Source organism: Nocardia acididurans, from assembly GCF_016741815.1.
Taxonomy (GTDB): Bacteria; Actinomycetota; Actinomycetes; order Mycobacteriales; family Mycobacteriaceae; genus Nocardia; species Nocardia acididurans.
In genome coordinates, this window is the sequence record NZ_JAERRJ010000002.1 from 438,320 (window position 1) to 460,633 (window position 22,314).

General features: G+C 67.8%; 19 protein-coding genes and 1 riboswitch. Of the genes, 9 read left to right on the top strand and 10 right to left on the bottom strand.

What is annotated here, in order from left to right:
• The first annotated feature begins 141 nt into the window (after positions 1-141).
• Together JK358_RS06410 and JK358_RS06415 are read left to right on the top strand one after the other, a co-directional pair.
• The gene (locus JK358_RS06410) at positions 142-2,325 is read left to right on the top strand and encodes a malate synthase G (protein WP_201944759.1); all 2,184 of its coding nucleotides are present in this window, start codon (positions 142-144) and stop codon (positions 2,323-2,325) included.
• 235 nt (positions 2,326-2,560) lie between these two features.
• Positions 2,561-3,139 (top strand): hypothetical protein, encoded by a 579-nt coding sequence (locus JK358_RS06415; RefSeq protein ID WP_201944761.1) that lies wholly within the window; start codon positions 2,561-2,563, stop codon positions 3,137-3,139.
• 4 nt (positions 3,140-3,143) lie between these two features.
• Here JK358_RS06415 and JK358_RS06420 read toward each other — a convergent pair whose 3' ends face one another.
• Genes JK358_RS06420 through JK358_RS06430 form a run of 3 tightly spaced genes read right to left on the bottom strand, consistent with a single transcriptional unit; the run spans position 3,144 to position 4,746 of the window.
• Positions 3,144-4,106: an NAD(P)-dependent alcohol dehydrogenase gene (locus JK358_RS06420; protein ID WP_201944763.1), complete on the bottom strand. Its 963-nt coding sequence runs from the start codon at positions 4,104-4,106 to the stop codon at positions 3,144-3,146.
• A complete protein-coding gene (locus tag JK358_RS06425) occupies positions 4,103-4,330 on the bottom strand; it encodes a helix-turn-helix transcriptional regulator (protein ID WP_372440627.1) in 228 nt (75 codons plus the stop codon). The genes JK358_RS06420 and JK358_RS06425 overlap by 4 nt, the downstream gene beginning before the upstream one ends.
• The gene (locus JK358_RS06430) at positions 4,324-4,746 is read right to left on the bottom strand and encodes a hypothetical protein (protein ID WP_201944765.1); all 423 of its coding nucleotides are present in this window, start codon (positions 4,744-4,746) and stop codon (positions 4,324-4,326) included. Before JK358_RS06430 ends, JK358_RS06425 begins: the two co-directional genes overlap by 7 nt.
• A gap of 424 nt (positions 4,747-5,170) precedes the next feature.
• Between JK358_RS06430 and JK358_RS06435 the strand changes: the two genes are divergently transcribed.
• The 6 genes from JK358_RS06435 (at position 5,171) to JK358_RS06460 (ending at position 13,076) form a co-directional block, all read left to right on the top strand.
• Positions 5,171-5,716, top strand: coding sequence for an HNH endonuclease (locus tag JK358_RS06435; protein WP_201944767.1), 546 nt, complete (start codon positions 5,171-5,173; stop codon positions 5,714-5,716).
• Positions 5,717-5,750: 34 nt separating this feature from the next.
• Complete coding sequence (locus JK358_RS06440) at positions 5,751-6,017, top strand: WhiB family transcriptional regulator (protein WP_201944769.1); 267 nt, start codon at positions 5,751-5,753, stop codon at positions 6,015-6,017.
• Between the two features lie 227 nt (positions 6,018-6,244).
• Entirely contained in the window at positions 6,245-7,915 is a 1,671-nt protein-coding gene (locus tag JK358_RS06445; protein WP_307817339.1) for a VWA domain-containing protein, read from the top strand.
• 89 nt (positions 7,916-8,004) lie between these two features.
• Positions 8,005-8,421 carry a DUF7144 family membrane protein gene (locus tag JK358_RS06450; protein ID WP_201944774.1) on the top strand — a complete coding sequence of 139 codons (417 nt, stop codon included), beginning with the start codon at positions 8,005-8,007 and terminating at the stop codon, positions 8,419-8,421.
• Positions 8,422-8,566: 145 nt separating this feature from the next.
• Positions 8,567-10,435, top strand: a complete 1,869-nt coding sequence (locus tag JK358_RS06455) for a serine/threonine-protein kinase (protein WP_201944782.1) — start codon at positions 8,567-8,569, stop codon at positions 10,433-10,435.
• A gap of 250 nt (positions 10,436-10,685) precedes the next feature.
• Positions 10,686-13,076, top strand: a complete 2,391-nt coding sequence (locus JK358_RS06460) for a WD40 repeat domain-containing serine/threonine protein kinase (RefSeq protein ID WP_201944791.1) — start codon at positions 10,686-10,688, stop codon at positions 13,074-13,076.
• A 75-nt stretch (positions 13,077-13,151) separates the two neighbouring features.
• On the opposite strand, the gene gcvP is transcribed toward JK358_RS06460, so the two are convergent.
• The 7 genes from gcvP to JK358_RS06495 form a co-directional block, all read right to left on the bottom strand.
• Positions 13,152-15,986 (bottom strand): aminomethyl-transferring glycine dehydrogenase, encoded by a 2,835-nt coding sequence (gene gcvP, locus JK358_RS06465; protein WP_201944798.1) that lies wholly within the window; start codon positions 15,984-15,986, stop codon positions 13,152-13,154.
• A gap of 52 nt (positions 15,987-16,038) precedes the next feature.
• A riboswitch (glycine riboswitch) is annotated at positions 16,039-16,149 on the bottom strand.
• A gap of 313 nt (positions 16,150-16,462) precedes the next feature.
• Positions 16,463-17,029, bottom strand: coding sequence for a MerR family transcriptional regulator (locus tag JK358_RS06470; protein ID WP_181578949.1), 567 nt, complete (start codon positions 17,027-17,029; stop codon positions 16,463-16,465).
• Positions 17,030-17,242: 213 nt separating this feature from the next.
• The gene (locus tag JK358_RS06475; protein WP_181578948.1) at positions 17,243-17,716 is read right to left on the bottom strand and encodes a bifunctional nuclease family protein; all 474 of its coding nucleotides are present in this window, start codon (positions 17,714-17,716) and stop codon (positions 17,243-17,245) included.
• A 164-nt stretch (positions 17,717-17,880) separates the two neighbouring features.
• Positions 17,881-18,666, bottom strand: coding sequence for a transcriptional regulator FtsR (gene ftsR, locus JK358_RS06480; RefSeq protein WP_201944800.1), 786 nt, complete (start codon positions 18,664-18,666; stop codon positions 17,881-17,883).
• Between the two features lie 44 nt (positions 18,667-18,710).
• On the bottom strand, positions 18,711-19,178 hold the full coding sequence (gene odhI, locus JK358_RS06485) for an oxoglutarate dehydrogenase inhibitor Odhl (protein WP_201944802.1): 468 nt from the start codon (positions 19,176-19,178) through the stop codon (positions 18,711-18,713).
• A gap of 199 nt (positions 19,179-19,377) precedes the next feature.
• Entirely contained in the window at positions 19,378-19,776 is a 399-nt protein-coding gene (gene gcvH, locus JK358_RS06490) for a glycine cleavage system protein GcvH (RefSeq protein WP_201944805.1), read from the bottom strand.
• A 64-nt stretch (positions 19,777-19,840) separates the two neighbouring features.
• Positions 19,841-20,452, bottom strand: a complete 612-nt coding sequence (locus JK358_RS06495) for a CDP-alcohol phosphatidyltransferase family protein (RefSeq protein ID WP_201944806.1) — start codon at positions 20,450-20,452, stop codon at positions 19,841-19,843.
• Positions 20,453-20,606: 154 nt separating this feature from the next.
• Between JK358_RS06495 and JK358_RS06500 the strand changes: the two genes are divergently transcribed.
• A complete protein-coding gene (locus tag JK358_RS06500) occupies positions 20,607-22,313 on the top strand; it encodes a GMC oxidoreductase (RefSeq protein ID WP_201944808.1) in 1,707 nt (568 codons plus the stop codon).
• Position 22,314: the final 1 nt, after the last annotated feature.

The following is a 22,314-nucleotide window of genomic DNA, read 5'->3' on the forward strand; positions in this document are numbered from 1 at the left end:
GTACCGCCCGGAACATTCAAGGGTTTGCGCCCGGATGCGATAGGTCACTCCGGGGAGGGTGGGGTGAGGGCGCACCCGGTACCCGCGAGTAACATGACGGGCGTACTTTTTCCACCCGGCTTCTCGAAATGAGGCATGTAGATGACTGAGCGGATTCAGGTCGGCGGGCTCCAGGTCGCGCGCGTCCTTCACGACTTCGTGGAGAACGAGGCTCTTCCCGGTACCGGCGTAGACTCCGCCGCGTTCTGGTCGGGTGCCGAGGCCGTCATCAACGACCTCGCTCCCCGCAACCGGGCTCTGCTCGCAGAACGCGACGACATCCAGGCCAAGATCGACGAGTGGCACCGCGCCAACCCCGGCGCCGGCTACGACAAGGCTGCCTACAAGCAGTTCCTCACCGAGATCGGCTACCTGCGTCCCGAACCGGCCGACTTCCAGATCGGCACGGAAAACGTGGACGCCGAAATCGCCACCCAGGCCGGCCCGCAGCTGGTCGTGCCGGTGATGAACGCCCGCTTCGCCATCAACGCGGCGAACGCGCGCTGGGGCTCGCTGTACGACGCCCTGTACGGAACCGACGCCATCTCCGAGGCCAATGGCGCGGAGAAGGGCAAGGGCTACAACAAGGTTCGCGGTGACAAGGTCATCGAGTGGGCCCGCAACTTCCTCGACGACGCGGTGCCGCTGATCACCGGCTCGCACGTCGGCTCCACCAAGTACTCGATCGAGGACGGCGAGCTCGTGGTCGGCCTCGAGGACGGCACCGACATCGGCCTGGCCGACAACGACGCACTCGTCGGCTACCTGGGCGATCCGGCCAACCCGACCTCGATCCTGTTGAAGCACAACGGGCTGCACATCGAGATCCAGATCGACGCCGAATCCCCGATCGGGTCCACCGACACCGCCGGTGTCAAGGATCTGGTGCTGGAGTCCGCGGTCACCACCATCATGGACTTCGAGGATTCGGTCGCGGCCGTGGACGCCGAGGACAAGGTCCTCTGCTACCACAACTGGCTGGGCCTCATGAAGGGCGATCTGGCCGAAGAGGTCTCCAAGGGCGGTAAGACCTTCACCCGCACCATGAACCCGGACCGCGTCTACACCGCGCTCGACGGCAGTGACCTTGTGCTGCACGGCCGTTCGCTGCTGTTCGTGCGTAACGTGGGCCACCTCATGACCTCCGACGCCATCCTCGACGCCGAAGGCAACGAGGTGCCCGAGGGCATCATGGACGGCCTGGTCACCTCGCTGATCGCCAAGCACGCGCTCAACGGCGACACCCAGCTGAAGAACACCCGCACCGGCTCGGTCTACATCGTGAAGCCGAAGATGCACGGCCCCGACGAGGTCGCCTTCACCAATGAGCTCTTCGGCCGGATCGAAGAGGTCATCGGCGTCCCGGCCAACACCCTCAAGGTCGGCATCATGGACGAGGAGCGCCGCACCACGGTCAACCTGAAGGCGTCCATCAACGCCGCCAAGGACCGCGTGGTGTTCATCAACACCGGCTTCCTGGACCGCACCGGCGACGAGATCCACACCTCCATGGAGGCCGGGCCGATGGTCCGCAAGGCCGAGATGAAGGCCCAGCAGTGGATCAAGTCCTACGAGGACTGGAATGTCGACACCGGTCTGGCCACCGGCCTGCCCGGCAAGGCGCAGATCGGCAAGGGCATGTGGGCCATGCCCGATCTGATGGCGGAGATGCTGGTCCAGAAGATCGGCCACCCCAAGTCCGGCGCCAACACCGCCTGGGTGCCCTCGCCCACCGCCGCCACCCTGCATGCCACCCACTACCACCTGGTGGACGTGTTCAAGCGGCAGGCCGAGATCGCCAAGGGCGGCCCGCGCGCCACCGTCGACGAGATCCTCGAGATCCCGCTCGCGCAGGACACCAACTGGTCCGCCGAGGACAAGCAGCAGGAGTTGGACAACAACTCCCAGGGCATCCTCGGCTACGTGGTGCGCTGGATCGACCAGGGCGTCGGCTGCTCCAAGGTGCCCGACATCAAGGACATCGGTCTCATGGAAGACCGTGCGACCCTGCGCATCTCGTCGCAGCTGGTGGCCAACTGGCTGCGCCACGGCGTCGTCACCGAGGCCGAGGTCATCGCCTCGCTCGAGCGTATGGCCCCCATCGTCGACCGCCAGAACGCCGGCGACCCGACCTATTTCGCGATGGCCCCGGACTTCAACGCCTCCATCGCGTTCCAGGCCGCCAAGGAACTGGTCCTCGAAGGCACCAAGCAGCCCAACGGCTACACCGAGCCGATCCTGCACCGCCGCCGCCGTGAGGCCAAGGCCGCCGCCAAGTGCGTGTAGGCCCCATCCGCTCCCGCGCATGAAACGAATCCCCGGTCGACAAGGTTCGGCCGGGGATTCGCCTTACCCGGTCTCCGTCCCCTTTTCGATCACGTTCCCGGTCTCCCGCCTGGCCGACTTCTCCTGACCGGCGCGGCCGCGTTGGCAGCCGGGGCGACCGCGCGGCGGAGATGGCCGAAACGAGTCATTCGATCCGGGCTCGGGGCGGCGGGTGGATCGGGCATGATGAGCGATCGTGACTGCGTATCCGGCGCCCCGCCCGCGAACACCGCTGGTCTGGTGGCTTTCCATGGGTGCGCTCGTCGTGCTGGGCGCGGCGGGTTCGCTGTGGGTGATGTGGGTTGCGGCTACCGGGGAGACCTTGGAGGCGGTGTTCACGGGGTTCTTGCCGATGGCTGTCGTAGCCGTGTTGTGGCTGGTGGTGGCGGTTATCGGTGGGGCGAACTATCGGATGTACTGGCCGAGTGCGGCGGTGCCGGTGTTGTTCGTGACCACGCTGGCGGTGTTGTGGCTGGGCGTGCCGCACAAGGCGGGGTGGCTGCTGTCGCGGTCGGCGCTGGATCGGGCGGCGGCGGACTGTGTGGAGTCGGATGATTCGACCCGGATCGGGGTGTACGAGTTCAGCCGGGTCACCAGGATTCCCGGGGGGTGTCAGTTTCATCTGGAGGATCCGGGGATGTTGAGCCGGGATGGGTTCGCGCATCTGCCCAATGGGCCCGCGGGGGTGTCGACAGCCAAGAAGGCGTCCTACAGCTACAGCCCGCACGACGGGCAGTGGTACGAGTACGACCTGATCATCGACTACACGGACTGACGTCTCAGGAGACGGCGAGAACGATCTTGCCCTTGGGGTGCGCGGTCACCAGATGGTCGACAGCCGCGGCGACTTCGGAGAGGGCGAAGGTGCGGTCGATGTGCGGCAGCACCGCGCCCGTGGTGACGAGATCGGCCAGGGCGCGCAGGGTTTCGGGTTTCGCCAGCGACAGCAGGCCGACCAGGCGCTGCCGGGTGAACGGATTCAGGTAGAGGGCGTGCAGGCTGCGGGCGCTCGGGCCGAACCAGCGGCCGTCGTCCTCGCCGCCGCCCAGGACCAGCGTGCCGGTGGCGGTGAGCAGGCGGCGGGTTTCGGCGATGGGGCGCGCGCCGGCCATATCGAGAATGAGATCGTATGTGCCGGTGAGGGATTCGCGGGTGTAGTCGATGACGCGCTCGGCCCCGAGGCCGCGCACGAAATCGGCCTTCGAGGTACTGCACACGCCGGTGACATGCGCCCCGAAATGCGTGGCCAGCTGCACCGCGAGATGGCCGACACCGCCGCCCGCGCCGAGGATCAGCACCTGCTGCCCGGCCTGGATCCGGCCCACCCGGCGTAACCCGTCGAGGGCCGTCATGCCGGAGGTGGGCAGCGCGGCGGCCTGCTCCCAGCTCAGCTCGGCGGGCTTGACCACGAGCTGTTTCTCCGGGGCGCAGGCGAATTCGGCGAACGAGCCGGGGACCGTGCCGAACACCTCGTCACCGGGCCGCAAGCGCGTCACCCGCGGCCCCACCCGCTCGACGACGCCCGCCACATCCCAGCCGCGGATGGGAAGGCGTGGTGCGCGCAGGCCCAGCGCCAGGCGGGCCAGCAGCGGCGTGCCCGTCATGAGATGCCAGACGCTGGGATCCATTCCGGCCGTCCGGACCCGGATCAGCACACCGTCCGCGCCCGGCTCCGGCACGGGGACGTCGGTGTACTCGAGGGTGTCGGTGGAGCCGTACCGCTGTTGCGCAATGGCTTTCATGATTCTTCTTCCGGATAGTCGAATACGTCGTCGAGGGGTGTGCGGAATACCCGCGCGATCTGGAACGCCATCTCGAGGGATGGCGAGTACCTGCCCTGTTCGATGGCGATGACCGTCTGCCTGGTCACGCCGAGCCGGTCGGCGAGGTCGGCCTGGGTCATCTCGCCGTGCGAAAACCGCAGGGCGCGAATGTTGTTGGTGACCTTGGTCGGCTTCTTCACCACGGCCAGAACCCCCGCCGGTAGGCGATGATCTTGGCGGTGGTGCTGACCACGGCGGCCACGGTGAACCCGAGGTAGATGGCGTTGGCGATCCAGAAGGCTTCCCGGCCGGTCATGGCCAGCGCCAGCGCGCCCACCGCGGCGAGGGTGACGAAGGCGTTGCCGATCCGCGCCCCCTCCCGGTCGATCTCGCGGTCGCGCTGGTCACTGCGGTCGTCGCGGGAGACGATCGCCACCACGACGGCCCCCGCGATCGACACCACGACGCTGCCGCCGATCGCCCACAGCATCGGGGCGACATAGGCCACCTCCGCGAGCGCGGTGTCGCGCGCCCGCACCAGCACAACCACCAGGTAGACGGCATACGAGACGACCGCCGCGATCCCCAGGATCCAGGTTCGCTTCTCCTCGAAGGGCATGCGTCGAGTGTAAAGAAAACCAGACTTCATGTAAACAATTTTTGACATTGCCCAGCTCAGGAACAAATCCGGAACCCGGCCCGTTGAACCAGTGCGACCGAAAGCCCGACAGTGTAACGGCTCCGGTCCCAGGGGCGAAAAATCAGGCGACTACGGCATGACCGTTGTGCCACCATATGTTTCGACGATGATCAATCGACCCGCCCTCGGGTCACGCACAGCAGGAAGGAGGAGGCAGATGAATCCGGTTTTCCCCGAACACAATCCGATGTTGCAGGGCATGCGAGCGCCAATGGCGGTCGGTACCGAGCGCACCCTGTGCGCCGCCCGGATCACTGATCGCCTCCTCCCGCTCGTCTGAGGCTTCCGTCCTTCCTGCTTTCCCGTTCACGACACATCATTCGCACGAAACATGGTGAGCCCCATGCTGTCCCGTCATGCCGAAGACCCGGAGATAACCGCAGACAACTGGATACACAGCGGAGTGCTGGTGCTGAACGCCTCCTACGAGGCCCTGCACGAGATCCGCGCCGAACGTGCCGTCGTGCTGCTGCTCAGCGGCGCCGCCGAGACGGTGGCCGCCAAGGCGCCGCACTTCCCCATCCGCTCGAAGCATGTCGAGATCGCGCTGCCGGAAACCATCCGGCTGACCCGATACGTATATCTCGAGCACCGGGTCCTCGTACACGACGACGACAGCCGCGCCACCCTCGCCGCCATCCTGCGGCGCGACGCCTACCGGTGCGGGTACTGCGCCGGCTGGGCCCGCACCGTCGACCACATCCGCCCGCGGTCCAAGGGCGGCCCGAACACCTGGGCCAACCTGATCGCCGCGTGCGGACCGTGCAACACCTACAAGGCGGACCGGACTCCCGAGGAGGCCGGGATGCGACTGCTCTGGGAGCCCAAGGCCCCCAAGGACATGGAGAGAAAGCAGCGGCAGATCTGGAAGGAACTGGCCGCTTCGTGAATCGCGTGATCGGACATGAAAGGAGATAGATCCGATGACGAAAACTGCACTGGCGGAGCCGACCCTGGCGGATCTGCTCCCCATCTCCGATTCGAAGGACTACTGGCAGCACGCCGCATGCCAGGGCGACCCCAACCATGAGGCGTGGTTCCCCTACCCCTCGCAGGACTTCGACTACGCGCGAAGCATCTGCAGCGGCTGCCCGATCCGCCGCGAGTGCGGCGAGTTCGCCACCCGCACCGGCCAGTCCGGTGTGTGGGGCGGGCACGAGTACGACCGCGGCAAGATGATTCGGGAATAACTCTCTGGAGTCTCCCAGGGGTTCCACCCCTGGACCCCAAGGCCGCCCGGCGGCGGGAACGAGACCTGGAGGCGGACCAGTGGTACGCCCCGGCCGGAGCCCCGAATTCCAGTGCCCTCGGACCGAACGGTCCGGGGGCACTGCTGTTTCGCAATACCATGCCGGTCGGCTTTCGCGTTACGGGCTGGTACAGGTGTGGAAGATCGCCGCAACTTAGACTGATCGCCGTGGGAACTCATCGCGCCGCGAGCCGATCACGGGGTGTCAGCAGGGGACCGGTTATCGCAGTGGTGGCGGTGATCGTGCTGGTACTGGCCGTGGGCGGCTGGATCTGGCTGCAGCAACGCGCCGACAGGCAGGACAGTGCGGCGGCGGCGTCCTGTGTCGAGGGGACCACGACGCTCGCGGTGACGGTGGATCCGGCGATCGCCGCACCCGTGCGGGCGGCAGCGGACCGCTACAACGCGACCGCGCCCGTGGTGCGGGATCACTGCGCGCAGGTGGCGGTGAATCCACAGCCGTCGGCGGCGGTGGCCGCGGCGTTCGCCTCGAATACCTGGGATCCGGCCCTGGGCGCGCAGCCCGCGCTGTGGATTCCGGATTCGGCGCGGTCCATCGAGCTCATGCGGGTGCCGGGGCTGGTGCAGGGCACGCCCGCGCCGGTCGCGGTCAGTCCGATCGTGCTCGCGGTGCCCGCCGAACTGCGTCAGGCGCTGGAGTCCGCGAAGGTGACGTGGGCGGATCTGCCCACGCTGCAACAGGGTTCGCTCGCGAATGCCGGGCTGCCGCAGTGGGGCGGTCTGCGGCTGGCGATGCCGTCCGGTGCCACCGCCCTCGGGGTGGCCACGGCGGTCGGCTCGGGTGTCTCGGGTACCGATCCGCTCGATGAGACGGCCGCCCGGTCGGGTCAGGTGGTGTCGGCGATCTCCGGGCTGGCGGCGGGTGCGCCCGCGGCGCAGGACACCGAGGCCGCCCTCACGGCACTGAACGCCGCCCCCGAGGCCGACGCCGCCATGCACGCGGTGGCCGCTACCGAACAGCAAATTCGAGGCCGGGCCGCGCTCACCGCCTTCCGCCCCACCGGCAACGGCCCGCAGGCCGACTACCCGGCCGCCCAGATCTCCGGCTCCTGGGTGGATCGCACGCAGAACCAGGTGGCCGGGCTCTTCGCCGACTTCCTGCGCGCCCCCGAACAGTCGACGCTGTTCACCGACAACGGTTTCGCCGCCGCGCCCCCGGCGACGGCGGCCGTCCCGGCGCGCGCGGTGCTGGAGAAGCTGAACCAGGTCCTCGCGCATCCGGTGCTCGGCGTGCAGGCCACCGTCCTGCTCGACACCTCGTCGTCCATGAGCACCCAGGACGGCGGCCTCACCCGCCTGGCCAACTCCATCGGCGCGCTCGTCTCCACCATGAACGTGATGCCGCCCGACTTCGGCATGGGCGTCTGGGCCTACGCCAAGAACCTCGACGGCAGCACGCCGTACAAGATCCTCACCCCCACCGCGCCGCTGACCGTGGACCAGCGCACCGCGCTCACCCAATCCCTCACGACGGCAACGGCTTCCACCTCCAAGACCGATCGCACCTACCCCACCCTGCAGGCCGCCTACCGCAGCGCGCTCACCGGATACGCTGCCGCGCGCACGAATTCGATCCTGCTCATCACCGACGGCCCCGACGACGACTCCCCCGTCACCGGTGATCAGCTGCTGGCCGACCTCACCGCCGCCATGGATCCGGCCAAGCCCGTCCGCATCGATGTCATCGTGATCAACGGCCCCGGCACGCAGACCCTGCAGACCCTGGCGCAGCGCACCGGCGGCAGCTACACCAAGCTGGCCACCAGCAATGACCTGGCCTTCGGCACGGCGGTGTCGCAGGCGCTCACCACACCCTGAGCGCAACCCCTTCGGCATGTCTTCGCGAACTCCCAGCTAACTCATGGGAGATTCGAGAAAAGCCATTCTCCACCGAAGGGGTACACATCATGGCGCACAGCACGGACACCGAGGGCAGCTCGGTCAAACAGGGTTTCGCCGCGGGCGGATCGATCGCCGCGGGCGTGGTCCTGTTTGTCATCGGTGTGCTGTCCATCCTCGAGGGCATCTCCGCGGTTGCCTCCGATGATCTGCTCATCGTCAATGTCAACGACTACCTGTACAAGTTCAACACCACGGGCTGGGGCTGGACACACATCATCATCGGCGGCCTGGTGGTCATCGCGGCCGTCGGCCTGATGGCGGGTACCACCTGGGGCCGCGCGGCGGCGATCGTGCTGGCGGCGGCGTCCATCGTCGCCAACTTCCTGTGGCTGCCCTATTATCCGGCGTGGTCGCTGCTGATCATCGCGCTGGATGTGTTCGTGATCTGGGCCGTCGCCACCTGGAAGCCCAGCAACGCCTGACCGGCTCCGCTGTCCGACTGCGCCCCGGCGACTGCCGAAGTCGTTGGGGCGCAGTGCTGTTCACGTCCGGACCAGCGGTTGCCGGATACCGCCTGCTACGATTCGCGCACGACGTCCCGGGGCGGAGGGGGAGGCGAGAGCGCGGATGGTCGAGCCGGGCACCGTCTTCGCCGGGTACATCGTGCACCGCCGGATCGGCGCCGGCGGAATGGGAACGGTCTATCTGGCCCGCCATCCCCGGCTGCCCATCGATGTCGCCCTCAAGGTGCTCGACCCGGCACTCGGCCGCACCCCGCAGGACCGCGCCCGCTTCGAACGTGAAGCCGATATCGCCGCCCGCATGCGACACCCCCATATCGTTCCCGTCCACGACCGCGGCGCCGAAGGCGACTACCTCTGGATCGCCATGGATTACGTCGACGGCTGCGACGCCGCCCAGCTCCTCGAGCGCGGCCCCCTGCCGCCCGCCGTCGCGATCGACATCGTCGCCCAGGCCGCCGACGCCCTCGACCACGCCCACACCCACCGCGTCCTGCACCGCGACATCAAACCCGCCAACCTCCTCATCGCCACCGTCAACCACCGAAAACACGTCTACCTCAGCGATTTCGGCATCTCCCGCCTGATGGACGACACCGCCTCGGCCACCGCCGTCCGCGCCAGCTTCGCCTACGCCGCCCCCGAACTCCTCACCGGCGACCCGGTCGACGAACGCGCCGACCTCTACTCCCTCGGCGCCACCCTCTACCACCTCCTCACCGGCCGCGTCCCCTTCCCCCGCCGCTCCCTCGCCGCCGTCATGCACGCCCACCTCAACGAAACCCCACCCCCACTGGCGGACCACCGCCCCGACCTCCCCGCGACTCTCGACGAAGTCCTGCACCGCGCCCTGTCCAAGGCCCCCGGCGAACGCTTCCCATCCGGCCGAGCACTGGCGGTAGCGGCACGAAAAGCACTGCACAACAATGCCTCCCACACCGGCCACCGCAGCACCGAACCTGCCGGCCGACCCCGCGACGGCAGAACCGACGGCGGCGAAACCCCGGACGAGAGCAGATCGCGCCATGACGCCGCCTCCCCCGCCGACACCGAACCCTCTGGCCGAGACTCGGCCGGTCGCGGGGCGTTCACCGGCGAGTCCGGAGCCGCAGCGGGAACTCTCGATGATGCCGGGCGTGTGCAGGGCCCGGTCGCGGACGACGAGAGCTGGGCCGCGGCATTATTGGATGCACCGTTCCCCGGCAGGTTCGGTGCCGCGAACCCGCGCGTGTCCGACACCGCAGGCGCGCGCGACGGTGATTCGAGTGGGCAGGGCCCCGCGAATTCGGCGAGGTCGGAGGACGGTCCACCGCTCGCGCCGCCCACCGATCGTCCACCCGCCGTCGAGGCGGAGCGCACCGAGATCATCTGGCGCGGTTCGATTTCGGGTGGACCGGATTATCCGCCGGGGGCTCCGGCCGACCGGCCTTCTCCTTCGGCGATGCGTCCACATCCCGCACCGCGCCGCCGGGCGCGCAACCGGGCGATGCTGGCCGGATCGGTCGCGGGCATCCTGGTCGTCGCCGCGCTTCTCGTCCCCTACCTCATGACCCACGGCAAGTATTACGTCGGCCAGCAGAGCGGTCGCGTGGTGCTGTTCCAGGGCAGCCCGTCCGCGCTGCTCGGCTTCAGCCTGCACGAGATCGAGCAAGCCGTGTGCGTCACGCGCGCCGGGGACGTCCATCTGGCGGACCCCGGGGCAGGTTTCCCCGCCGGCTGCCGGGAACTGCTCGTCACCGATCTGGTGAGCACCGCCCAGGTGCAGGTGGCGCGCGGCCTCCCGACCGGATCGCGTGACGAGGCCCTCGTCCAACTCCAGGTCCTCACCCGGCAGCACCTGCTCCCGCCCTGCGCCGTCGCGGCCACCCAGCCCTCCGACGCCCCGCCCAGCACGACAACCGCGCCCCCGACCGTCACCGCTCCGCCCCTCGGACCCGCCTCGACGGCAGGTCAGAGCTGCCGGGTGTCGGAATGATTCCGCGTTTGAACCTGAAGGCGGTATCCGGCTCGCCGACCGATGCCCAGGTCGCGGGCAGGATCGCCCGGGTTCGACCGTCCCGAGCCGACCGTGGATCACGGATGCCGGAACCGGGTGGGCGGCAGCGGGGTTCGCCATCGCGTTACCGCGGAGCTCAGCTGACGCGATAATGCTTTGCACGGGCAACGTGCACGAGCGAAGGCGGGTGTATGGGTCGACGTAGCAGAGCGGGCGAGGGCGGGGCCGGGTGACATTGCAGCCTGGCGCCGTATTCGCCGGATACACCATCCAACGTTTGATCGGCGCCGGTGGGATGGGTTCGGTGTATCTCGCACGCCATCCTCGATTGCCGATGAATGTGGCGTTGAAAGTTCTCCTGCCCGAGCTGGGGCGCGACACCGAGGCCCGGGCGTATTTCCATCGGGAAGCGGATATTGTTGCGCGGCTGCAGCATCCGCATATCGTGCGGGTGCACGATCGCGGGGCGGAGGGCGATCACCTGTGGATCGCCATGGACTATGTGAACGGGCCCGATATCGCGCAGCTGCTCAGGAGCGGCCCGCTGCCCCCGCAGCGCGCGCTGGACATCATCGGCCAGGCGGCGCAGGGGCTCGATCACGCGCACCGGCAGGGGGTGCTGCATCGCGACGTCAAGCCAGCGAATCTGCTGACCACGGTCGGGGCGGGGCGGCCGCATGTCTACCTCACCGATTTCGGGATCGCGCGCACCTCCGACGATCCGACCACGGTGACCGCGTCGGTACGCGCCACCTTCGCCTACGCCGCCCCGGAACTGCTCACCGGCGGCGTGCTCGACCATCGCGCCGATGTCTACGCGCTGGGCGCCACGCTGTACCGCCTGCTCACCAATACGGTTCCATTCCCCCGCGACACCCTCGCCGCGATCCTGCACGCCCACCTCAGCCAGCCGCCGCCGCAGCCCACGGCGGTCCGCTCGGATCTGCCCGCCCGCTTCGACCAGGTCATCGCGATCGCCATGGCCAAGAACCCCGCCGACCGGTACCCGACCTGTCTGGCGCTGGCGCACGCCGCGCATGTGGCCCTGCAGTCCGGGCACACCACCGGCCCCCGCCACCGGGTGCCGCCCACCCGCCCGATCGAGGCCTCCGGCCAGCCGAACACGGTGTCGTCCGTGGTGCGCCCGGACTCGAATCCGGCCCTCCCCCAGGCGGATCCGCTGTCACCACAGCCGTACGTGGCCCCCACCCTGATGAATCCGGCCGTCCACCAACCGCGTACCGCACCGACCACGATGAATCCCGCCGTCCACCCGGCCGATCCGGTTCGCCCGCAGTCGAATCCGCGCCTGCCCCAACCGCACACCGCGCCACCCCACCCGTACACCTCCGGCCCGCAGCCGCTGCCCGCCGGTCCGCAGCCGTATACCACCGGGCAGCAGCCGCGGCCTTCCGGCCCTCAGCCGTACGCCTCTGGCCGCCAGCCGTTGGTTTCGGGGCAACAGCCCTACCCCTCAGGCCCCCAGCCGTACCCCTCTGGACCACAACCGCATACTTCCGCGTCCCAGCCGTATCCGATCTTGTCGGACCCGAATACTCTTCCGCCCCCGCCGGTTACGCCCCCTGCCACGAAGCCGCGCGCACTGACGCGACGGCGCTTCCTGTTCGCCGCCGCGGTGGCGGTGCCGGTGGCCGCGGCGGCCGGTGCGATCCCGCTGCTCGTCGATCGCGACGGCTCGCGTTCCTCGGGGGCGGGCGCCCGGCTGCGGGCGGTGCTCAGCGGCCATACCGGCCTGGTGCACGCCGTGGCCTTCAGCCCGGACGGAAAGACCCTCGCCACAGCGAGTTTCGACAATACGGCCCGGCTCTGGGATGTCGAGGCGCAAGCCCAGCGGGGCGAGCCGCTGACCGGCCACACCGATCGCGTCCGCTCGGTCGTCTTCAGTCCCGATGGCACGCTGCTGGCGACCACCAGCGCCGACACCACGGCCCGCCTGTGGTCCGTGACCACCGGCCACCAGTCCGGCGACACCCTCACCGAGGGTTCGGTGTCCATCAACGGCATCGCCTTCAGCCCGGACGGCACGCTGCTGGCCATTGCCGCCAGCGACAGCACCGTACGTTTCCGATCTCTGAAAACCCATGCCCTGTCCGGTGATTCGCTCACCGGCCACAATGGCGCGGTGAGTTCGGTGGCCTTCAGCCCGGACGGCACCACCGTCGCCACTTCGAGTTTCGACACCACGCTGCGCTTGTGGGACCTGCGCACCCGCCAGTCCATCAGCGACCCGCTCACCGGCCACACCGACCGGGTCCGCACCATCACCTTCAACGCGGACGGCACCCTGCTGGCCACCAACAGCGCCGATGCCACCGCCCGGATCTGGGATGTCCGCACCCGCAAACAGCTGGGCGACCCCATCTCCGGCCACTCGGCAGGCATCCGCTCGGTGGCCTTCAGCCCCGACGGCGGCACCCTGGTCACCACCAGCGACGACCAGACCGCCCGGCTCTGGGATATCGAGTCCCGTGCCCCGATCGGCGACCCGCTCACCGGTCACACCGATGCCGTCTACGCCGCCGCCTTCTCCCCGGACGGCTCGCTGCTCGCCACCACCAGCAGCGACAAGACCATCCGTCTCTGGACAGTCAGCCGTTGAATCGAACGAGCCGCTGAACGCACCGCGCCCCACCGATTCGGAAACCGGTGGGGCGCAGCGTGTTCACGAGAGTGCTCAGTCGGTGTAGGCGTCCAGCGGCGGGCAGGAGCAGACCAGGTTGCGGTCGCCGTACGCACCGTCGATGCGGCGCACGGACGGCCACACCTTGGCGCGCGCATTACCCAATCCCTGCGGGTAGACGGCGATTTCGCGGGAATAGGGGTGATCCCAGTCGCCGACCAGGCAGGCCGCGGTGTGCGGGGCGCCGCGCAGCGGGTTGTCCTCGACCGGCCAGACACCGGCCTCGACCTGATCGATCTCGGCCTTGATGGCGATCATGGCGTCGATGAAAGCGTCCAGCTCTTCGAGGTTTTCGCTTTCGGTGGGCTCCACCATGAGGGTGCCCGCGACCGGGAAGCTCATGGTCGGGGCGTGGAAGCCGTAGTCCGCCAAGCGCTTGGCGACATCGTCGACGGTGACGCCGGTGCGCTTGGTGATCTCGCGCAGGTCGAGGATGCACTCGTGGGCGACCATGCCGTTGTCGCCGGTGTAGAGGACCGGGAAGTGCGCGTCCAGGCGGCGCGCGATGTAGTTCGCGGAGGCGATGGCGGTGAGGGTGGCGGCGCGCAGGCCGTCCGCGCCCATCATGCGGATGTAGGACCAGGTGATGGGCAGGATGGAGGCGGAGCCGTACTTGGCGGCCGACACCGCGTGCAAACCGGCCTCCAGCGGATCACCCGGCAGGTACTTTGCCAGATGTTCGCGGACGGCCACCGGACCCACGCCCGGACCGCCGCCGCCGTGCGGAATGCAGAAGGTCTTGTGCAGGTTCAGGTGGCTGACATCGCCGCCGAACTTGCCCGGACGGGCAAGTCCGACAAGGGCATTCAGGTTGGCCCCGTCGACGTACACCTGACCGCCGGCCTCGTGCACGAGGGCGCACAGTTCGGCCACCTCGTGCTCGTACACGCCGTGCGTGGACGGGTAGGTGATCATGATGCAGGCCAGCCGCTCGGCATGGTCGGCGATCTTGGCACGCAGGTCGTCCAGGTCGATGTCACCGTTGGGGCGGGTCTTCACGACCTCCACCCGCATGCCGACCATGGCGGCCGAGGCGGCGTTGGTGCCGTGCGCCGAGGACGGGATGAGGCAGGTATCGCGGTGCGAGTCACCGCGATCCAGGTGATACCGGCGGATGGCGAGCAGGCCCGCGTACTCGCCCTGGGATCCGGCGTTGGGCTGCAACGAGACCCGGTCGTAGCCGGTGACCGCCGACAGCCAGCCTTCGAGATCCTCGATCAGACGGATGAGGCCGGGAGCGTCCTCCACGGGCGCGTACGGGTGCACGCGGTTGAACCCGGGCCAGGTGATGGATTCCATCTCGGCGGCCGCGTTCAGCTTCATGGTGCACGAGCCCAGCGGGATCATGCTGCGGTCCAGCGCGATGTCCTTGTCGGACAGCGCGCGCAGGTAGCGCAGCATGGCCGTCTCGGTGCGGTACCGGGTGAACGCCGGGTGGGTCAGGTATTCGGAGGTGCGGTCCTCGATGTGCGGCCGCGGCTGCCCGTGGAACAGCGCGCCCTCGGGGCCGACCGGAATCTCCACGCCGAAGCAGTCGAGCACGGCGACCACATGGGTGTCGGTGGTGGCCTCGTCGCAGGCGATGGCGACGTGATCGGCGTCGACCAGCCGCAGGTTGATGCCCTGTCCCTTGGCCTTGGCCACGATGGCCTCCGCGCCGCCGGGCACGTTCACCAGCACGGTGTCGAAGAACCGCTGGTGCACCACGGCGTCGCCGAGTCCGGCGGCCAGCCACTGGGCGTGCCCGTGCACGCGGCGCGCGATGGACCGCAGCCCGTCCGCGCCGTGGTAGGAGGCGTACATGGCGGCCACGATGGCCAGCAGCACCTGCGCGGTGCAGATATTGGAGGTCGCCTTCTCCCGGCGGATGTGCTGTTCGCGCGTCTGCAGCGCGAGCCGGTAGGCCTTGTTGCCGTCCGCGTCCACCGAGACCCCGACCAGACGGCCGGGCAGCTGCCGGGCATGCGCGTTGCGCACGGCCAGGTATCCGGCGTGCGGGCCGCCGAAGCCGAGCGGTACGCCGAAACGCTGTGTGGTGCCGAAACATACGTCCGCGCCCTGTTCACCGGGCGGCGTAATCATGGTCATGGCAAGCAGATCCGCGCCGACCGCGACCAAAGCCTTACGGGCGTGGGCGGCTTCGATGAGCGGAGCCCAGTCGACGATCTTGCCGGAGGCGCCCGGCTGCTGCACGATCACACCGAAGAATTCGCCCTCGGGCAGGTCCCCGCCGGACAGATCCTCCTCGACGATCTCGATTCCCAGCGGCTCGGCGCGCGTGAACAGCAGCGTCCTCGTCTGCGGGAAGAGATCGGAGTCGATGAGCAGCCGCGTGGACTTGCTGCCGCGGTTGGCCCGCTGCAGCAGCGTCATGGCCTCGGCCGCGGCAGTGGCCTCGTCCAGCATGGACGCGTTGGCGACCTCCATGCCGGTCAGATCCGACACCATGGTCTGGAAGTTGAGCAGCGCCTCGAGCCGCCCCTGGCTGATCTCGGGCTGATACGGCGTGTAGGCGGTGTACCAGGCCGGATTCTCGATGAGATTGCGCACCAGCACCGGCGGGGTGAGGGTGTCGGAGTAGCCGAGCCCGATCATGGTGGTGGCCACGGTGTTCGAGTTCGCCAGCGCCGCCAGTTCGGCCAGCACCTCGTGTTCGGACACGGCGGGCGGCAGGGCGTCGAGCCCGTTGCCGGCGGGTGCGTCGAGAATGCTCGCGGGTACGGCCTTGGCGGCCAGCTCATCCAGCGATTCGACGCCGACGACCTGCAGGATGCGGTCGAGTTCGCCCGGATCGGGTCCGATGTGGCGGTCGGCGAAGGAACGGGTCACGGCAGCTCCAAGGGTCGGGCGGAGTCGACCACGATGGTCGACCAGTCGTCTGCCCTCCCCCTCTGTCCTGGGCGCCTGAGAGATTCGGGCCGACCGGTGTGTGCCGGTGGCCCTTTCACCATGGGCGGGTGGCTCGCGACCACCACTTTCCAGAGGCGTCGAAACTCCGCACGGTCCCTTGTGCCTGAGAGATTGACGGGGAGGTGCTGCTCCTTCGGCGTCCTGAACCAGCCCACCGAATTCGATGAACCAGCCCCGGAACTCTCCCGCACGGCTGCGACGCACTGTCAGTCTAAGCGGCCGCAGATTACAACAATGTTGCCGCGCCCCTTTTCGGAACGCGGCAACTGATTTCGTGAGATCCGGGTAACTCACCGGGTACATCCGAGATCGGTCCCCTGATGAGCCGCCGGCACGCGTGCCCGGCCGGTGACGGCTCTCAGCTGGGCGCTGAAGTCGCGGAGAGGCGGGGGAGCTCAGCCGGTCTTGCTCATGCGGGCCTTGCGGCGGAAGGCCAGTTCGTCCTCGGGGCGATCCGAGGCGGATCCGGTTTCGGCCCGCTCGGCCGGGAAGTTGGCGATGGCCCCGGTGAGCTCGCGCATCGCGCCGCTGACGGCGATGCCGAACACGCCCTGACCACCCTGCAGTAAATCCACGACCTCTTCCGGCGACGAGCATTCGTACACCGTGGCGCCGTCGGAGAAGAGCGTGATGCCGGCCAGATCCTCGACGCCGCGGCTGCGCAGGTGATCCACGGCGATGCGGATGTTCTGCAGTGAGATGCCGGCGTCGAGCAGCCGCTTGACGATTTTGAGGACCAGGATGTCCTTGAACGAGTACAGCCGCTGGCTGCCCGATCCGGTGGCGGAGCGAATGGACGGCACGACCAGCCCGGTGCGGGCCCAGTAGTCCAGCTGACGATAGGTGATCCCGGCCACCTGGCAGGCGCTGGGCACCCGGTAGCCCACGAGTTCGTCCGGCACCGTGTCGTCGGGGAACAGCCCAGGCTGCACCACATCCTGCGGTTGCGGTTGATCTCCCACTGACTACTCCCTTACTGCTTGCCTGTCAGGGCTCGTGTTCGTGAACACTCGTCGACGCTGGAGCGTGGCCTAACTATCGAGGCTACTCTCCTGATTGTCTCGGGAGTATCGGCATCGAACCAAGCGCCCTCGGCGGCGTGTTTCTAGACCTTAAGTACAGGTCGAGACAATAATTGCACCGTCGCCGAGATCACCTGCGAGCACCCCTGAAGATCAGCTGTCGGTGGCCTTGAAATCATCGGGCGACACCGACTCGAGGAACTCCTTGAACTTCTCGACCTCGTCCTCTTTCTCGTCCGGCATGACCAGCCCGGCTTCCTCGAGGACCGGCTCCTCGGCGTAGATCGGACAGCCGACGCGCAGCGCGATGGCGACCGAATCCGAGGGCCGCGCCGAGACGCGTAGATCGTTGTCGAAGACCAGATCGGCGTAGAAGGTGCCCTCCTGCAGATCCACGATGCGCACCTCTTTCAAGGTGTGCCCGAGTTCCTTGATCAGAATCTTGATCAGATCGTGGGTGAGCGGGCGGATCGGCGTGACGCCTTCTTGCTCGAGCACGATCGCGGTCGCCTCGGCCTGCCCGATCCAAATCGGTAGATAGCGATCACCGTTGGCCTCACGAAGCAACAGCACGGGCTGGTTCTGTGGCTGTTCGACACGGATGCCGATAACACGCATTTCGCTCATCGTCCTGCCTCGCTAGAGCTCGGCAGGACGATGCGCGAACGCGCGCTGTGCTCATCGATTCGCTCGCTGCGCTCGCTCATGGCCAACTGCCTCCCAAGTACTCGCCGGCCGAACCCAGCCCTGCCTAACGTAGTCGGCCGTATCACCGAGTCTAGGCGAAGATTTCAGCCCCCGAGGGAAGCGCGCACAGAGGTCTTCACCAGGCATGTGTGCAGGGTCAGCGACAGTGCCGCCAACTCGCGCACGGTCTCTTCGGCACGGGCGCGGGCGTCCGCGTCGCGGCTCTTCGCGATCGGGGCGGCGATCTGTGCGACCATCGCGGCCTCGCGATCCGCGGCCAGCTTGAAGGCACGCAGATGCCGTGCCTCCAAACCGAATTCGCTGAGGGCCTTAGCGGTGCGGGCGAGGGTCACCGCGTCGGCGTCGAAAAATCCGGCGGCGCCGGGGGTGATCAGGTTGGCTCGGATGAGTTCGGTCAGGAACTTCTCGTCGATACCGGCCTGATCGAGCAGGTCCGCCCGAGTGATCCGGATTTCGTGATCGAACCGGAGTTCCTCGGGCGATACCTCACCGGGCACGACTCCGAGCCGTCGTAATCGGCCGTCACCGTTGGGCGCCATAGTGTTTCCTTGCGCGGCCGCACCGTTGCCGGCGTGCGAGCCGTCTCCCCCCACGCCCGCTCGGGCACGGGCTTCCCGTACGCCGAGCGTCGCGGCACCGCTGTCGATCGCTTCGAGCTGCTCCTTGATCACCTTCAAGGGCAGGTACTGGTCCCGCTGTGCGGTCAGAACGAACCGCAGGCGTTCGACGTCGCCGACGTGAAACCTGCGGTATCCCGAGGGAGTTCGCTCCGGGCTGATCAATCCCTCCGATTCGAGGAACCGAATCTTCGAGATGGTGATGTCCGGGAAATCCGGACGCAGCAAATCCAGCACGGAGCCGATCGACATACCTCCGCGCGTCCACTGCGCTGCGCCTGTCATTCCGGAGTGTCCTATAGCGTGCCCGACGCCTCTACGGGGCGGGGGCCGGTCAGGAACACGAGACGGAACTTGCCGATCTGCACCTCGTCGCCGTTCTGCAGCTCCGAGGAATCCACCGGCTCCCGGTTCACGTAGGTGCCGTTCAGGCTGCCCACATCGACGACCTGGAAGGTGTCGTCGTCCTGACGGAACTCGGCGTGGCGACGGCTGACGGTGACATCGTCCAGGAAGATGTCGCTGTCGGGGTGGCGCCCCGCGGAGGTGGTGGGCTGGTCGAGCAGGAAACGCGATCCGGCATTCGGGCCGCGCTTGACCACCAGCAGGGCCGCGCCCGCGGGCAGGCCCTCGACCCCTTGCACCGGCTGTTCACCGGTCTGCTCGGTGCGCGACGTGTCGACCTCGTTCAGGAAATCAGCGCGGAACACCGAAGTGGTTTCGGCTGCTGTCTCCTGGTAACCCGGGTCTTTGTTCTCGCTCACCCTTGCTCTCCTCCTCGAACCGAATAATCCATGCAAGCAGTTGATGCCTTCGGCGATGCGGCCACCGGCCGCCTCCCCGATTGTCGGGTTGGTCCGGACTTCTGAACACACCGTCCGGGCACCGGCTGCAGACACATCTGTTGGCAATGACCGTACCCTGCCAGGGCGTACCCGTGCAGGTAGAACTGTGAAGGCTCCTTCAGCCTCCGATAACTCCTTGATAACCTGCCGCGTCGAGCAGCTTTGCGAGCTCTGCGTCGAGGGCTGCGGCGTCGGAGACCTCGAGTTCGAACATCCAGCCGTCGCCGTACGGATCGGTGTTGATGGTCTCCGGTTCGGCGACCAGAAGATCGTTCACGGCAACGATTTTCGCGGCAAGCGGGATGTAGATGTCGGAGACGGACTTGGTCGACTCCACCTCGGCGATGCTCTCGCCGGCAGCCTCTTCACGGCCCACGTCGGGCAGCTGCACGAAGACGACGTCACCCAGCTGCGACTGTGCGAAGTCGGTGATGCCCACCCGCACCCGGGTCGGCCCCACTTTGCGCACCCATTCGTGTTCTTCGGTGTAGCGCAGGTCCTCGGGTAGGTCGGTCACAAGTGTCCTTTCAACGGGCGTCCTCTCGCGGCATCGTCGTCGATGCGTGGCAATACCCTATCGGCTAGCGATCATGGTGCGGCACGGCCGGTATGGTCCGGGCCACGGCAATGGCTTTGCCGAGGTAGAGAATGCCGGTCCAGACGTACACCGCCGTACCCCAGACCAAGAATGCCCCACCGAAGGCTCGGCCGAAACCCGCGGCGGCCCAATCCATCTGGCCGGCCAGCAGCCACGGCAGCGCCGACATGAGCGCGAAGGTGGCGGCCTTGCCCAGGTAGATGACCTCCGGCGGGGGCAGATCGCGGCGTTTGTAGATGCCCAGCGTCAGGAACAGAACCGCGTCGCGGCCGACCAGGATGAGCACCACCCACCAGGGCAGGATCCCGCGAATCAGCAAGCCACCCAACGTCGCCAGCAGGTACAGCCGATCCACCAGCGGGTCCAGGATGGCCCCGAGTTTGGAGGACTGGTCGAGCAGCCGGGCGAGCTTGCCGTCCAGGAAGTCGGTGAAACCGCTGACGACCAGCAGCGCGAAGGCCCAGCCGTCGGCCTTCTCGACCAGCAGTAGCCACAGGAAGACGGGGACGCCGATGAGCCGGATGACGCTGAGAACATTCGGCACGGTCAGGATGCGGTCGCTGTACACCGGTTCGGTGTGGCGCTCGGTGGTCACAGTGCGGTCATACCGCAATCAAGCCCGCATCACCATCCGGGCACGCCGCTTGGCCGAGCTCGCGTGAAACCGATATGGTCTCCGCCATATCCAGGGGGTGACAGAATGAGTCGGCATCCTTCTCATCTGACTCCGGTGTGCGAGAGGAAAGACCATGCCCGACTTCGACTATGACGTCGTCGTGATCGGTTCCGGCTTCGGGGGCAGTGTCAGTGCGCTGCGCCTGACCGAGAAGGGCTACCGGGTGGCCGTGCTGGAATCCGGCCGCCGCTGGACTGCGGAGGACATCCCCAAGACGAACTGGAATGTGCGCAGATCGCTGTGGGCGCCACGGCTGGGATTGACCGGCCCGCAGCGCATCAGCCTGCTCGGCAAGTGTGCGGTCTTCTCCGCCTCGGGCGTCGGCGGCGGCTCGCTCATCTACGGCAACACGCTCTACGAGCCGCTGCCGAACTTCTACACCGATCCGCAGTGGGCGCACATCACCGACTGGCGGACCGAACTCGCGCCCTACTACGACCAGGCGCAGCGCATGCTCGGCGTCGCCCGGAATCCGCGCATGACGCCCGCCGACGAGGTGATCCGTTCGGTCGCCGAGGATCTCGGCGTGGGCTCCACCTTCCACCCCACCGATGTGGGCGTGTTCTTCAACGAGGACGCCCCCGGCGAGGAGGTGGCCGACCCCTACTTCGGCGGCGCGGGGCCGCGGCGCAGCGGCTGCATCCATTGCGCGCGGTGCTTCACCGGCTGCCCGCACAATGCCAAGAACACCACCCCCACCAACTACCTGTACCTGGCCGAGCAGGGCGGCGCGAAGATCTTCGAGCTGACCACGGTGACCAGCGTGCGCCCCATGACCGGTGGCGGCTACGCGCTCGAGACCCAGCGCTCGGATCGCTGGATCCGCAAGGAGCGCAAGACCTTCACCGCCGAGCAGGTGGTCTTCGCGGCGGCGGCGCTGGGCACCCAGAAGCTGCTGCACAAGATGCGCGACGAGGGCGTGCTCAACCATCTCTCGCCGCGCCTGGGCGAGCTGACCCGCTCCAACTCCGAGGCCATCCTGAACGTGGTGAGCCGCGAGCGCGACGATTTCGCCGAGGGCATCGCCATCACCTCCTCGATTCATCCGGAACCGGATACGCATGTCGAGGTGTGTCACTACGGCAAGGGCCAGAACATGCTGTTCCCCATGTCGGTGCCGATCGTCGACGGCGGCGCGTTCCGGGTGCTGCGCTTCCTGCTGGCGATCCTGCTGCATCCGCTGGTGTTCGCGCGCAGCCTCAACGCGCACCGGGCCTCGGAGAAGTCGGTGATCCTGTTGGTCATGCAGTCGCTGGACAATTCGCTGACCTCGTATCGGCGCTGGGGTCAGCTCAAGACCAGACAGGGCACGGGGAAGCCGAATCCGACCTGGATTCCACTGGCGCACGAGGTGGGCCGCCGCTTCGGCAAGAAGGTGAACGGCGATGTGCACGGACTGATCATGGATGTGTTCAACATTCCGGCGACCGCGCACTACATCGGCGGCTGTGTGATCGGCGAGGGCCCGGAATCCGGTGTGGTGGACCCGTATCAGCGGGTCTTCGGGCATCCGGGCCTGCATGTGGCCGACGGTTCGGCGGTGACGGCCAATCTGGGCGTGAACCCGTCTCTGACCATCACCGCGCAGGCCGAGCGCGCGATGGCGTACTGGCCCAACCGGAACGAGCACGATCCGCGCCCGGAGCTGGGTGCCGGATATGTGCGCATCAACCCGGTCGTGCCGAAGCAGGCGGCGGTTCCGGACTCGGCGCCGGGTGCGCTGCGGCTGCCGATCTTCCCGGTGGAGCAGCCCGAGAAGCCGGTGATTCCGGCCAACTGAG

Bases quoted from the DNA above. Each gene is read 5' to 3' on its own strand.
- JK358_RS06410 (WP_201944759.1), top strand. From the start codon at position 142: ATGACTGAGCGGATTCAGGTCGGCGGGCTCCAGGTCGCGCGCGTCCTT.
- JK358_RS06420 (WP_201944763.1), bottom strand. From the start codon at position 4,106: ATGAAAGCCATTGCGCAACAGCGGTACGGCTCCACCGACACCCTCGAG.
- JK358_RS06430 (WP_201944765.1), bottom strand. From the start codon at position 4,746: ATGCCCTTCGAGGAGAAGCGAACCTGGATCCTGGGGATCGCGGCGGTC.
- JK358_RS06435 (WP_201944767.1), top strand. From the start codon at position 5,171: ATGCTGTCCCGTCATGCCGAAGACCCGGAGATAACCGCAGACAACTGG.
- JK358_RS06440 (WP_201944769.1), top strand. From the start codon at position 5,751: ATGACGAAAACTGCACTGGCGGAGCCGACCCTGGCGGATCTGCTCCCC.
- JK358_RS06450 (WP_201944774.1), top strand. From the start codon at position 8,005: ATGGCGCACAGCACGGACACCGAGGGCAGCTCGGTCAAACAGGGTTTC.
- JK358_RS06455 (WP_201944782.1), top strand. From the start codon at position 8,567: ATGGTCGAGCCGGGCACCGTCTTCGCCGGGTACATCGTGCACCGCCGG.
- JK358_RS06475 (WP_181578948.1), bottom strand. From the start codon at position 17,716: ATGAGCGAAATGCGTGTTATCGGCATCCGTGTCGAACAGCCACAGAAC.
- ftsR (WP_201944800.1), bottom strand. From the start codon at position 18,666: ATGTCGATCGGCTCCGTGCTGGATTTGCTGCGTCCGGATTTCCCGGAC.
- JK358_RS06500 (WP_201944808.1), top strand. From the start codon at position 20,607: ATGCCCGACTTCGACTATGACGTCGTCGTGATCGGTTCCGGCTTCGGG.